Annotated in this window: 15 protein-coding genes; all 15 read right to left on the reverse strand. The window is 53.7% G+C overall.

What is annotated here, in order from left to right; genetic code table 11:
- Positions 1–5: 5 nt before the first annotated feature.
- The 15 genes from trpC to AC2TF6_RS18465 all read right to left on the reverse strand — a co-directional run bounded on the left by trpC (position 6) and on the right by AC2TF6_RS18465 (position 13,292).
- Positions 6–809 carry an indole-3-glycerol phosphate synthase TrpC gene (gene trpC, locus AC2TF6_RS18395; protein WP_491307974.1) on the reverse strand — a complete coding sequence of 268 codons (804 nt, stop codon included), beginning with the start codon at positions 807–809 and terminating at the stop codon, positions 6–8.
- Positions 799–1,839: an anthranilate phosphoribosyltransferase gene (gene trpD / locus AC2TF6_RS18400; protein ID WP_491307975.1), complete on the reverse strand. Its 1,041-nt coding sequence runs from the start codon at positions 1,837–1,839 to the stop codon at positions 799–801. Before trpD ends, trpC begins: the two co-directional genes overlap by 11 nt.
- A 109-nt stretch (positions 1,840–1,948) precedes the next feature.
- Entirely contained in the window at positions 1,949–3,493 is a 1,545-nt protein-coding gene (gene trpE, locus AC2TF6_RS18405; RefSeq protein ID WP_491307976.1) for an anthranilate synthase component I, read from the reverse strand.
- A gap of 350 nt (positions 3,494–3,843) precedes the next feature.
- Positions 3,844–4,221 carry a chorismate mutase gene (aroH, locus tag AC2TF6_RS18410; protein WP_009672004.1) on the reverse strand — a complete coding sequence of 126 codons (378 nt, stop codon included), beginning with the start codon at positions 4,219–4,221 and terminating at the stop codon, positions 3,844–3,846.
- Positions 4,222–4,223: 2 nt separating this feature from the next.
- On the reverse strand, positions 4,224–5,318 hold the full coding sequence (gene aroB / locus AC2TF6_RS18415) for a 3-dehydroquinate synthase (RefSeq protein WP_491307977.1): 1,095 nt from the start codon (positions 5,316–5,318) through the stop codon (positions 4,224–4,226).
- 1 nt (position 5,319) lies between these two features.
- Positions 5,320–6,483 carry a chorismate synthase gene (gene aroC, locus AC2TF6_RS18420; RefSeq protein ID WP_491307978.1) on the reverse strand — a complete coding sequence of 388 codons (1,164 nt, stop codon included), beginning with the start codon at positions 6,481–6,483 and terminating at the stop codon, positions 5,320–5,322.
- Positions 6,484–6,678: 195 nt separating this feature from the next.
- Complete coding sequence (locus AC2TF6_RS18425) at positions 6,679–6,843, reverse strand: hypothetical protein (RefSeq protein WP_218229815.1); 165 nt, start codon at positions 6,841–6,843, stop codon at positions 6,679–6,681.
- Positions 6,844–6,905: 62 nt separating this feature from the next.
- A complete protein-coding gene (locus AC2TF6_RS18430; protein WP_369995470.1) occupies positions 6,906–7,685 on the reverse strand; it encodes a CheR family methyltransferase in 780 nt (259 codons plus the stop codon).
- Between the two features lie 120 nt (positions 7,686–7,805).
- Positions 7,806–8,249 carry a nucleoside-diphosphate kinase gene (gene ndk / locus AC2TF6_RS18435; protein ID WP_009671982.1) on the reverse strand — a complete coding sequence of 148 codons (444 nt, stop codon included), beginning with the start codon at positions 8,247–8,249 and terminating at the stop codon, positions 7,806–7,808.
- A gap of 124 nt (positions 8,250–8,373) precedes the next feature.
- Positions 8,374–9,348, reverse strand: coding sequence for a polyprenyl synthetase family protein (locus AC2TF6_RS18440; RefSeq protein ID WP_491307979.1), 975 nt, complete (start codon positions 9,346–9,348; stop codon positions 8,374–8,376).
- Positions 9,345–10,208: a menaquinone biosynthesis protein gene (locus AC2TF6_RS18445; protein ID WP_491307980.1), complete on the reverse strand. Its 864-nt coding sequence runs from the start codon at positions 10,206–10,208 to the stop codon at positions 9,345–9,347. Before AC2TF6_RS18445 ends, AC2TF6_RS18440 begins: the two co-directional genes overlap by 4 nt.
- Complete coding sequence (locus AC2TF6_RS18450) at positions 10,168–10,803, reverse strand: UbiX family flavin prenyltransferase (RefSeq protein WP_491307981.1); 636 nt, start codon at positions 10,801–10,803, stop codon at positions 10,168–10,170. Before AC2TF6_RS18450 ends, AC2TF6_RS18445 begins: the two co-directional genes overlap by 41 nt.
- The gene (locus tag AC2TF6_RS18455) at positions 10,800–11,684 is read right to left on the reverse strand and encodes a UbiA-like polyprenyltransferase (protein WP_491307982.1); all 885 of its coding nucleotides are present in this window, start codon (positions 11,682–11,684) and stop codon (positions 10,800–10,802) included. The genes AC2TF6_RS18450 and AC2TF6_RS18455 overlap by 4 nt, the downstream gene beginning before the upstream one ends.
- The gene (locus AC2TF6_RS18460) at positions 11,665–12,414 is read right to left on the reverse strand and encodes a demethylmenaquinone methyltransferase (protein ID WP_369995972.1); all 750 of its coding nucleotides are present in this window, start codon (positions 12,412–12,414) and stop codon (positions 11,665–11,667) included. Before AC2TF6_RS18460 ends, AC2TF6_RS18455 begins: the two co-directional genes overlap by 20 nt.
- Positions 12,415–12,428: 14 nt before the next feature.
- Positions 12,429–13,292, reverse strand: coding sequence for a heptaprenyl diphosphate synthase component 1 (locus AC2TF6_RS18465; RefSeq protein ID WP_491307983.1), 864 nt, complete (start codon positions 13,290–13,292; stop codon positions 12,429–12,431).
- Positions 13,293–13,314 lie beyond the last annotated feature (22 nt).

The following is a 13,314-nucleotide window of genomic DNA, read 5'->3' on the forward strand; positions in this document are numbered from 1 at the left end:
TAGCATTAAAAATTCCGGGTAATACTGCGTTCGCCCATCAAGTCATGGACGGCTTGACCGACATCCGGCTGTCTCATAAAATGCTCCCCGATCAGCACGGCCCGTGCGCCGGCTTTACGGACGAAATCCAGATCGTCCCGGGAAGAAATTCCGCTTTCGCTGACTAGAATCCGGTCGTCCGGCACGATCGCCGCCAGTTCTTCCGTCGTCTTGATATCGGTCACGAACGTTTTCAGATTCCGGTTGTTAATGCCGACTAGAGTCGCGTCCTGCTCCAGGACCGTTTCCAGCTCCCGGCGGTCGTGAACTTCCACGAGAACGTCGAGCCCGACATCCTGCGCGAGCTGCTTGAGTTCCTTCAGCTCGGAAGGCTTGAGGATGGCCGCAATCAGCAGAACGGCATCCGCGCCGATGACTCTCGCTTCCAGAACCTGCAGCGGGTCGATGGTAAAATCTTTGCGGAGAAGCGGCACGTTTACCGCTTCGCGGACGGCGCTTAAGTAGTCGTTGGCGCCTTGGAAGTAATCTTTGTCCGTCAGCACCGAAATGCAGTCCGTCCCGGCTTCGGCATAGGCCGAAGCCAACTGGACGGGATCGAAATCGGCACGGATAAGTCCTTTGGAAGGGGAAGCCTTCTTCACTTCCGCAATGAGTCCCGTCGGCCGATTTCTTCCGTCCCGCAGGGCACGTTCGAACCCTCTGCACGCCTGCAGGCCGGAAATACGACGCTCCAGCTCGGAAGAGCTTACCTGTCCGCGGAGTTCCTCAACTTCTCTGCGCTTGGTTGTTACGATTTTATCAAGAAACATAGCTCAGATCTCCTGTATAGTGGGCTAATTGCTGTAATTTTTCCATAGCTTTGCCGCTGTCAATGACATCGGCCGCTACCTTGACGCCTTCTTGAAGCGTGCCGGCAATTCCGGTCACGTAGAAGCAGGCGCCCGCATTGGCAAGCACGATTTCGCGGTGTGCGCCTGTGGCGCCGGTGAAAATCGTGCGGATGATTTCCGCATTCTCCGCCGCGTTTCCTCCCTGGATGTCTTGCAGGGAGGAAGTTTGCAGGCCGAGATCGTCCGGTGTAACGGTGTAGGTGTTCACCGTTCCGTTTTTCAACTCCGTCACCTGGGTAGGTGCGGAAATGCTGATTTCGTCCAAACCGTCGTAGCTGGAAACCACGACCGCCCGTTTAAGGCCGAGCGCTCCCAGCACTTCGGCGACCAGCTCCGTCTTGCCGCGCTCAAACACTCCGAGCACCTGACGGTCGGCGCCGGCCGGGTTGGTCAGCGGGCCCAGCAGGTTAAACACCGTCCGGACTCCCAGCTCACGGCGGGGACCCGCAGCGTGCTTCATCGACTGGTGATACCGCTGGGCGTACATGAAGCAGATGCCGATCTGATCGAGGCACTGCGCCGCCTGACCGCCGTCGAGCTCGATGTTCACTCCGAGTGCCTCCAGCACATCCGCGCTGCCGCTGCTGCTGGACATCGCACGGTTGCCGTGCTTGGCGACCCGGATACCCCCGGCTGCCGCTACGATAGCGGAGGCGGTCGAGATGTTGAACGTTCCCGCTCCGTCGCCTCCGGTTCCGCAAGTATCCAGCAGATTATCCTGGATGGTCTGCACCGAGGTCGCTTTAAGCCTCATCGCTTCGGCAAAGCCCGTCACCTCTTCGATTGTTTCTCCCTTAATCCTCATCGCGGTCATCACACTGCCGATTTGGGCGGGGGTTGCTTCCCCGTCCATAACCGACAGCATGACCTCCCTCGCTTCATCGCGGGATAAGTTCCCGCCTCCAATGAGTGTCGAAATCGCCCGCTGAATGGTACCATTCGCCGCCATCTGACCGTCCTCCTTCTTCGAAATGGATTTTAACCTGCCGTACATGAGCCGTTCATCTGCCGTTCGTTCCGTACTATAGTTCCGGCCCTTCCTGGCCTAGCCTTCCCACCTAAAGGGCCGGGACGTGGACATAGTAGTCGAGGTTCGGATTATCCGCCGCCCGCTTGAACATCGCTTCCGCGGTACGGATCGCTGTCATCATACCCCGCGCCTTGTTCACCGTCTCCTCGTACTCTTTCACCGGATCGGAATCGAAAACAACCCCCGCTCCGGCCTGGATGTACGCTTTGCCGTTCTTGAAAACGATGGTCCGGATCGTGATGGCCGAATCCATATTCCCCGAGAAACCAAGGTAGCCGATAGCACCGGCGTAGGTACCTCTTCTTTCATTTTCAAATTCGGCGATTATCTCCATCGCTCTCAGCTTCGGCGCCCCGGACACCGTGCCTGCCGGCAGACAGGACAGGAAGGCATCGAAGAAGTCCTTCTCTTTGTTCATCGTCCCCGACACGTTCGACACGATGTGCATCACGTGCGAGTAGCGCTCGATCTGCATAAAGCTGTCGCAGGACACCGTACCGTACTCGGCAACCCGGCCTACATCGTTGCGCACAAGGTCCACTAGCATCAGATGCTCCGCACGTTCCTTCTGGTCCGCGAGCAGATCCTGCTCAAGCTCAAGATCTTGTTCGGGCGTTTTGCCTCTCGGTCGTGTGCCCGCAATGGCTCTTGTATCCACTCTCTCGTCCTCCACGCGTACCAGCATTTCGGGAGAGGTTCCCACGATGACTTCATCGTCCATTTTCAAATAGTACATGTAAGGAGAAGGATTCAATGTACGGAGTACCCGGTAAACCTGCAGCGGAGAGACATCCGTATCCGTTTCGAAACGCTGGGACAGCACCACCTGAAAGATGTCACCGGCCTTAATATATTCCTGGGCCGCCTTCACATTGGATACATACTGTTCTTTACTCAGATTGGAACGGAAACCGCTCAGATCCGTAGTCGTTTCCACTTCGCTATGGGTCATCATGGTCGAAGGGAGCGGCTTTTTGAGCTTTTGTATCGTCGCGTCCAGCTTCTGACAGGTTTGACGGTATGCTTCCGCTATCGTTTCCTCGCTGGCTCCGTCGGGAATGTGCACGTTCGCGATCACGTTCATCTGCTGTTTGAAGTGATCGAAGGCAATGACCTGGTCGCAAAACATGAACTGGATATCATCCATCTGAATATCGTCGACGCGGTGTTTGGGAAGGTTCTCATAATACTGGAGAAGATCGTACCCGAAAAATCCGACCGCTCCGCCCGTGAATCTAGGCAGTCCCTCAATCGAAGGGCTCCGGAATAACGCAAGCTGGCTTTTCAAAGCCTCGAGCGGTTTTTCTTCCGTCGTGACCGTTCTTCCCTGCGTCTCCAGATGAGTCTTGCCGTCGCGTGCCCTTATAATGAGAAACGGGTCTGTGCCGATGAACGAATACCGGGCCCACTTAATGCCGCCCTCTACGCTTTCAAGCAGGAACGCGCGTTTCTCGTCGGCAACATGCTGAAATACTCGGATCGGTGTCTCCGTATCCGCCAGCAGGCAGCGTACAATCGGTATCAGATTGTATTCTTTTCCCAGGCGGATCACTTCTTGAAGCTCGGTATTCATTCTTGTTTTCCCCTTTCTACGGGCAGCATTTGAAAAAATAAAAAAACCTCTACGCATCCGTAGAGGTTTGGTTGAGTTCATTTGATTGGTAAGAGTGCAGGAATTCAAGGCGCATCGTCTAGAGCCGTAAAGGTTCGTTAAAAGAACCGGCTGTAAGACTACAGTTCTCCGCTCTGCAGAAAAAAACTACAGAACCCCCCTTGCTATCAAAGGGACGGAACGGTTATTATCGTCCTTTCGCAACTCATGCGAAATGCTAACGATAGTTATGCGCTGTCTATGCTCAACTCTACTCTTCTCAACTGATCTCATCTAAGCTCTACTCATCTATAATGACTATACTACCCGGATTAGGGATTTGTCAATTTTACAATATCCGGACGCAGAACCTGCGCGCCTTTTAAATAAACGTGCCGCATTTCATCCTGCCGTTTCGTCGTATTGGCCAGCACCATAAGCCGGATACATTTCGGAAGACTGTTGTCTACATCGATTTCGATGGAGCACATAAGCGGCACGAGATCCCAGCCCGGCATCTGGCGGATGGCTCTCGCCGGGAACGTCGCGGTCAGTTCTTTGGTGACCGTAATAAAGACCGAGGAAATTTCATCGGGTTTCACGTCGTTCTCGCGGACAATCTTTTCCAAAAGCTCCAGCGTAGCCGCCAGAATCTGTCCTTCTTCGTTGCTTTCCACGGTTGTTGCGCCGCGGATTCCTCTAACGAACATGGTTATGCCTCCCGCTTAAGTTGTTCCACGACTTCTTCCACCCATTCGCGGCGGACGTCGCTTCGGATTTCCACCTGCCCGACAGCCGTAGGTATAATGAACGTCATGGTGCCTTCCTTGAACTTCTTGTCGTGCATCAATGCGCTCATAATCCGAGCCGTGTCGTACTGCTCCGGCAGACGAACCGGCAGCCCGAAGCTTTGCAGGATGCGCTTGGTCACCGTGTAGATGTCCTCGGAGTATCCGAGCTTCACGGCAAGCCGCGCCGAACCGACCATCCCGATGGAGATGGCTTCGCCGTGCAAGAGCTCATTGTAGCCGGCGACCGCCTCTAAAGCATGGCCGATCGTGTGGCCGAGGTTCAAAATCGCCCGGAGGCCGTTCTCGCGCTCATCCTGCGATACAACCAGAGATTTAACCTTGCAGCCCTGGTAAAGCCCGTACTGCAGAGCTTCCGGGTCCAGAGAAAGCAGCTTCTCCCGGTTGTTTTCCAGCCACGTCACAAAATCGGCGTCCCAGATCAGACCGTGCTTGATCATTTCCGACAATCCCGCGGAAATGTCCCGCTGTGGCAGGGTTTGTAACGTGGTTACGTCGTACAGCACCATCTCCGGCTGGTGAAAAGCGCCGATGATGTTTTTCGCCAAAGGATGATTGACCGCAACCTTACCCCCGACGCTGCTGTCATGAGCCAGAATGGTGGTAGGCATTTGGACAAAGGCGATGCCGCGCATAAAGCTTGCCGCAGCGAAACCGGCGAGGTCTCCGACGACGCCTCCGCCCAGTGCGACGATGGTGGACTTGCGGTCCAGCCCGGCTTCAAGAGCGGCTGTAACGATTTGCTCCAGCATCTGCAAAGATTTCGAGCCCTCGCCCGGCGGCACGATAAAAGAAGACGCCTTGTATCCGCCGGCTGTCAGGCTGTCCATGACGGGCTGAAGATGATGGCGCGCAACCGACTCGTCCGTAACGACCAGCAGCGGGGCGCGTTTGCTGATGGCATGTTTGTCGAAATACGCGGCACAGTCCTTGAGCAGTCCTTCCCCCAAGTAGATCGGATACGAGCGCTCGCCGAGATCAACTTTCAGCTCCATCATCTTAATAGCTCTCCACTTGCTTCAAGTAATTCTCATAATTGCGGCGAATCTCTTCGAGAGAATCTCCGCCGAATTTTTCCATGAACGCCTGCGCGACTTCCCAGGCCACCACGTTCTCCATGATGACGCCGGCAGCCGGTACGGCACAGGTATCGGAGCGTTCCACTTGAGCCGTGAATGCTTCTTTCGTATCGATATCCACGCTCTGAAGCGGTTTGTATAGAGTCGAGATCGGCTTCATGACGCCTCTTACGACAATCGGTTCGCCTGTCGTCATTCCGCCTTCGAAACCGCCTGCGCGGTTGCTCGCCCGGCGGAAGCCCTTCTCGGGATCATATTGAATCTCGTCGTGCACGCTGGAGCCGCGCAGTTTGGCCGCTTCGAATCCGATGCCGATTTCGCAGCCTTTAAACGCCTGGATGGACAGAACCGCCTGAGCGATGCGGCCGTCAAGCTTGCGGTCCCACTGCACATGGCTGCCCAGACCGACCGGCGCGCCTTCCACGATAACTTCTACGACACCGCCAAGCGTATCTCCGTCGGCCTTCGCCGCGTCAATAGCCGCAATCATCGCCGCTTCCGCTTCGGGATCCGTCACTCTTACGGGAGATTGCTCCGTAATCGCGATGAGCTCGTCGATCGGCAGCTGCGGAGATTTCGCCTCCACATCGCCGATGCGGACGACGTGGCTCGCCAGCTTGATGCCGAACGCTTCAAGCAGCTGTCTCGCGACGGCACCGCAAGCTACGCGCATCGTCGTTTCCCTGGCGCTGGAGCGTTCCAGAATGTTGCGGAGGTCACGCTGGTTGTATTTCAAACCGCCGTTGAGATCCGCGTGACCCGGACGCGGCCGGTTAACCCGCCGTTTTCCTTCGTCCGTATCCGGCTGCTCTTCTATGTTCATAATGGAAGTCCAGTGCTTCCAGTCGTTATTCTCGACTACCAGGGCAATCGGCGCACCTGTCGTTCTGCCGTGGCGCACACCGCCGACAATGCTTGCGGTATCTTTCTCGATCTGCATCCGGCGTCCGCGTCCGTGGCCTTTCTGCCTTCTATGTAATTGGAAGTTCATTGCTTCAAAATCAATCGTTACATTACTCGGAAATCCTTCAATGATCGCAGTCAGCTGCGGACCATGTGTTTCCCCCGCCGTTAAGTATCTCACTACTCTTGCTCCCTTCTAATCCGTACAACTACGGTACCGACAAACACTTTAGCGCTTTCAAGTGCCTAAGTTTTTCTATCATTATAGTATACCCCTATGCGTTTGACAACCGCACGCACAAAAAACACGCCCTGCGTGCCAGCCGGCATCAAAGCGTGTTTTATCCGGTTTCCATTAGACCTGAGCTTCCGATCGTCAGCCGCCGGCCGATTGCTTCTGCCAGGGACCGGACGGACCGGCCATCTTCGGATCGTTCATCATCCCGAGAATCTGCACGGAATCTATGCCTAGAATCTGCGCACACTCCTGCATGGTGATAAACCCCCGGCGATAGGCGGCAATAACCTTTCGTTTATCCATTTGAGTCCTCCTTGAAAGACGGTACTCCAAGTATCGGTTTCAAAAGGAAAAGTTATACATTCCTACCCCTTTTTCCGGTAAAAAAAGGTATCCGCGGGTTCGAGGTCATACTGGGCCGGAGAAAAAATCTGCTCGGTGGAACCCACGAACAGAATGCCTCCCGGTTTCAACGCTTTTGAAAATTTCTGATACAGCCGATGCTTCGCTTCTTCCGTAAAATAAATGATGACATTGCGGCAAACAATCAGGTCGAAGCCGCTGTCGAAACGGTCCTCCAGCAGGTTCTGCTTCTGGAATTTCACCGCTTTCTTGAGCTCGTCGGTGACATGGAAACCGAGCTGCTCCTGTTTGAAATACGTTTTCACGTAGTGGGGCGGAACGTCTTTGAGCGATCTTTCCACATAAATGCCGCGGCGCGCCTTTTCCAGCGCTCCTTCGTCAATGTCCGTCGCAAGGATGGAGGCGTCACGCAAAGCGCCCATGTGAGACAAGATCATAGCCAGCGTATACGGCTCCTCGCCGGTCGAGCAGGCTGCGCTCCATACTTTGAGATTCCGGCTCGCGTTTCGCAGTTCCGGCAAAAATTTCTGTTCCATTACTTCCCAGCGGTTCGGGTTGCGCCAAAACTCGGAGACGTTGATGGTCATCCGGTCCAGAAATTCGTAAAAGAGTTCTTTATCTTTCGACATGGCATCGAAATAGGCCGAGAAGGTATTGTAGCCTTTTTTGATCCGCAGCGTCGTCAGACGCCTTTTCATCTGAGCTTCTTTGTATAATGCGAGATCTATCGATGTGAAGTCCTTGATTTTGCGGATAAATAACGGAAAATCGTCGTTTTCCAAGTTGTATCCCACCTCTGATGTATTTGTCCAGGTGTTGATATTCCCTATCCCGGGCGAATTCTCCTGCAAAAAAAGAAAAAGATATAGGCAAAAATGCCCATATCTTTTTCCCTAGTCTGATTACAGCCAGCGGGATACGTCGCGCTTGTAATCCAAAATTTCTTCCGGCTTGAAGAAATGGTTGATCTCGCGCTCTGCGCTCTCGGGTGAATCCGAGCCGTGAATCAGGTTTAATCTCGTATGTAAGGCGAAGTCGCCGCGGATCGTTCCGGGAGCCGCTTCCAGTACGTTCGTTTTACCGTTCAGAATGCGGGAAAGCGCAATAACCTGCTCGCCCTGCCACACCATGGCAAATACGGGACCGGAAGTAATAAACTCTACAAGCGGCTCGAAGAAGTCTTTGCCTTTATGCTCGGCATAATGCTCTTCCGCTTGCTCTCTTGTCATCAGCATCAGTTTAGCGGCTACCAGCTGGAAGCCTTTCTGCTCCAGTCTCTTGACGATCTCTCCGATCAGTCCGCGCTGGACGCCGTCCGGTTTTACCATTAGAAAAGTTTTTTCCATGTAATCTGCCTCCAATTGGTAGAAAAGTAATCTCTCTTACTGTAACACCGTTTCAGCAGCACGTACAATGAACAATTGCACACATCCGTGAAACCGGAGCCCGCCGGGCCGATAAAATATAGGATTAGTGCGTGCGGTTGCCGATAAAATGGGCGACCTGGATGAGATCCTGCTTGGCCCGGGTGTTCGGAAGCGTATCCAGAGCCGCAATGGCTTTTGCGATATAACGGTCGGCAAGCGCACTGGATTTCTCGATCCCTCCGCTCCCGCGGATCATGTCCAGAACGCGGCTGACGTCCGTCTGCCCGTCCGCTTGCTGGATGCGTTCGATCTCGCTCAGAATCGGGCCTCTGAGCTTCTCCTCCTGCAGGGCGAAAATAACGGGCAGTGTAATGTTGCCCTGTTTGATATCGCTTCCCGGAGGTTTGCCGATCTCCTTCTCGGTACCGCACAGATCAAGGATGTCGTCCCGGATCTGGAAAGCGAGCCCGACATTGTAGCCAAAAGAATACAGCCGGTTGGATACGTATTCGTCGGCTCCCGCCACCATAGCTCCAAGCTGGCAGGAAATCGCGATAAGAAGAGCCGTCTTCCGCTTGATGCGGAGAAGATAATCCCGAAGCGTCTGCTCCGTATGGAAGAAGAAACGGATCTGCTCCATTTCACCGATGGACATTTCCACCAATGCCTTTGACAGGATCAAATGGACACGCGGATCTTCCAGTCTGGCGGCTATCTCAAGCCCCTTGGCAAAAATAAAATCCCCGGTATACATCGCAATCCGGTTGTCCCATCTGGACTTTACGGTATCCTGGCCGCGCCGGGTGTCCGCATCGTCAATCACATCGTCGTGAACGAGCGAGGCCGAATGGAAAAGCTCCAGGGGCACCGCTATCATTTTCAACCGTTCAATATCATAGGTTCCGAATTCGCCGCCCAACAGGACAAGAACAGGCCGGATTCTTTTGCCCCCGGCCTTTAGCAGATGCATGGACGTTTCCGTCAATAATGCGTGGTCGGTCTGCAGGCTCACTTCCAGTTCCCGCTCGATAGCGCCCACGTCTTTTTTCTTGCGCACGTATATGTTAAGAATTTTCATTCCGTCACCCGCACCCTCGTATTATCGGACCAGATCTGGATGGAGACCTCTTCCGGTAAAAAACCAAGCTCCCAAGCATAGCGGTAATACAGCTCCAGACCGCTCCACTGCTCGGGACCGAATTCGTAGCAAAGATTTCTGAAATAATGTTCCCAGTAAGATTCCGAACCGCCGATTTTGAGGACGGCTTCATTAATAACGCCCGTAAGGTCGTCCAGCGACTTGCGTTTGCTTTCCACGAAACCGTCAAAGATGCTTTTAACCAGTTCCGGCGACCGTTCGATAGTATCTTTACGGACGGCCCACACGGCAAACGACATCCAATGCCCGGTCCATTCCTTCCATTCTTGCCCCAGGTCGGTTACCATATACCCGCTGCCCTGCCAGCTGGCTTTGATGGCATGGTCGCCGATCAGGAGCGCCGCGTCGTTGTCTTTCATCATGTCTTCCAGCACAGGCGGAGCATAACTGTAGGTCGGATTGCCGCCGTATTTTTTGTTCATGATGATTTTCAGCAGGTTTGTCGTCGTTGCGGAGGTCGTCGGAAGCGCAAATCTTCCGTTTTTCAATTGGTCCAGCGGTTTTTTATGAAAAAGCAGCAGTGAATTCACATACCCGTAAGCGCTGACCGACAAATCGGGAAACAGGACGTAATCCCGGAAATTTTCTCCATACGAAAACGAGGAGATAGCGCTCATATCGATCTCTCCCGCCGCCAGAGCCCGGTTTAAACCTGTCGGAACCTGACTTACGAACTCTACTGAATTTGCCAGCTTCTGCACCGGAAAATGGTAAAACACAGGCCAAGCATTCGTAAATTCAATTCTCCCGATGCGCAGTTTCTTCTCTGTTGTCGTCATTGCTTTCTCCCCATCTTCTGAACAATTCATGATCCAAATCCATGTTGTCTAGTACCTTCCCCACGAGAAAGGCAACGATGTCTTCCAATGTCTCAGGTCGCTGATAGAAGGCCGGCATGGCCGGAATCAGCTTCACGCCCATTTTGGCAAGGACAAGCATGTTCTCCAGATGAATGGTGTGCAGCGGCGTTTCCCTGGGAACCAGAATGAGCCTGCGCCCTTCTTTCAGCATCACGTCGGCTGCCCGCTCCAGAAGGTTGTCCGAGGCGCCGCGGGAAATTCCCGCTAAGGTGCCCATCGAACACGGCATGACCACCATGCCCTCGGTGCGGAACGAGCCGCTTGCTATGCCGGCCCCGATGTCTTGGAGCGGATAATACGTGTACGAGCCCGGAAAACCGCCGAAATGAGCTTCCAGCGTTTCTTTCCGCTTGGCGGCCACCCAATCCAGCTCTTCGTGAAGCACCCGCCAGCCGGCATCCGTAATGACCAGATGGACGGGAACGCCCCTTTTCAGAAGTTCCTTGATGAGCGTCACTCCGTAAATCGCGCCGCTTGCCCCCGTAATGCCGACGACCCAGCCGCGTTTCTTCATCGGAACGTCTCCACCAGAATATCCACCAGCGTGAAGACGAAAACGACCGTGCTGAGTATCCCGTTCATGGTGAAAAACGCCGTATTCAGCTTAGATAAATCCGTCGGCGAAACCAGGCGGTGCTCGTAAAACAAAATGATGTACGCGATGATAATGCCGACGAGGTACCACCAACTGAGATTCGTCATAAAGAAAAGCGAGATCAGACCTACAGCGGTCAGCGTATGGAGAACGCGCGCCGTAATCAGCGCCACCGGAATACCGAAGCGGCCCGGATAGGAATGCAGGCCTTCCTCGCGGTCAAATTCCACATCCTGGCAGGCGTAGAGCAGGTCGAAGCCGGCACTCCACATCGCTACGGTAATAAATAGGACAAGCGCGGCCGGCGTGATTCCTCCGGTAATCGCCACCCATCCGCCGAGCGGGGCAAGACCCAGGGTGATGCCGAGAACAAAATGGCACGCCCACGTAAACCGTTTGGTGTACGAATAAAAGACAAGAAAAAAGACCGCAACCGGCAGCAGGTAAACGGACAGCAGGTTGAGGTGATAAGCTGACCAGAAAAGCAAAAGGAATGAAAGGATAATAAATACCGTAACTTCCGCGACTGAAATCAGCCCCGCCGGGATCGCCCGGTTCGCCGTCCGCGGATTTCTCTTGTCGTACTTTTTGTCTATAACCCGGTTCAGGGACATCGCGGCCGTGCGGGCGCCGATCATCGCAAGCGTGATCCACATGATCTGCGTCCACGTTGGCAGAACCCCCGTTTCCACAACGGCTCCGAGAATAGAACCCATATAGGCAAAAGGAAGGGCGAAAAGGGAATGCTCAAATTTGATCATTTCCAGGAAAATTTTTGTTTTATGAATGAGTTGTCGCATCTGTCTTACTCTCCTGACTCGAATTCCCTTTGACGCCTATATGAAGCGCCGCAATTCCGAAGGTCAGCGGGTAAGCTTCGACTTTCTGAAGCCCCGTTTGGCGAAAAATTTCGGCAAGCTCTTTATAGTCTGGGAAACTGATTAGCGATTCCGGAAGCCATCTGTACTGCTCATAAGACTTGGCAATCAATTTGCCGAGCATCGGAAGCACTTTCTGAAAATAAAAATAATACAAAGCTTTAAAAGGCCGCCAAGTCGGCTTGGACAACTCCAGAGAAACGACAAGCCCGCCCGGTTTCACAACGCGCTGCATTTCACGCAGCACCTGCTCCACGTCCGGCACGTTCCTAAGCGCGAACCCGATAGTGGCATAATCGAAAGTGTTATCGTCGAAAGGGAGGCTCATGGCATTGCCGTGCACAAGACGGATCTGGTTGTCCAGCCTCTCCTCACGGATCTTGCCCGCGCCGTAATCGAGCATGTTCTGGCTGAAATCCAGCCCGACCATTTGTCCGGTGCCGCTTGCCTTCGCCATGGAGATCGTCCAGTCGCAAGTGCCGCAGCAAATATCGATCGCGGTCGAGCCCGGCTTGACGTTCATTTTGGCCATCGTAAATTTCCGCCAGGCCTTGTGCCTGCGGAAGCTTAGGATACTGTTCATTTTATCGTATTTGGGCGCGATACTTTCAAACACGGAATGAACAAATTGTTCTTTCGTTTTGCCTTGCACGGCTTTCCCCACCTTTATCTCTCTTCCAGTAATCTGGTCTTGGAAATGAAACGAAAAAATGGCTCGCCAATGTGAAACAGTTCACTTGCGAGCTTGTCCGAATCAAGCTGCTTTATTTTCACTTCCAGCTGTTGAAGCTGGGCCGCAAGCAGGTTGTACAATTGGGACGGCACGTTGTATTTGTGGATCAGCGCCTTGAGTTTAGCCGGATCCTGCTCCTCAGCTTCGAGCAGCTTCCGCTCTTCTTTGGAGCCGTTCTGGATAATGTGCCAATAGCCCCAGCTCCCGTGGAAATCCTGAAGAGATTCCGAACGGAAAATTTCCTTGAAAATCACTTCGCAGCGGGTAAACGCTTCGAGAATTTCCGGCCAGGCGCGGCGGTTTACTTCTTCCATCAGTCCGCCGAACGACTTGAACAGATGGGACTTGATATCCACGGACTGCCGCACGTAGTCCTCTGTCGTGACTTTAAGATGCTTCATCGTCACATACAGATTCGTTTTGAGCCGGTTCAGCTCGCAGATGGCCGTGGACAACCGTTTGATAAGTTCGATTTGACCGGCTTGCGATAGCAGGTGGTAAAATCGGGAACTGAAATAATCGCCGGCCAGCACTTTCAGCTGACGGGACCTGGCGGCTTTCTTCTCTTTCACCTCATTAGAAACCGTTACCTCGTCATGCGTATCGAGTCCCATCTGGACAAGCGAAGTGACGAGCGCAAACAATTCGGACGAAGGGTTAAGCCGGGAATCCCTGCTCAAAAAAGCATACAGAAGCTGCGCCCGGAAGTTCGGGAAATCAGGCAGATCCGTATGCTGGCGGATCATGTCATAATCCGTATATTGTTTAGCGATCTCAGGGATCCGATATGGGTTCATACAAAAGCCTCCGTACGTGTGC

It is taken from the genome of Paenibacillus sp. JNUCC 35 (assembly GCF_058269095.1).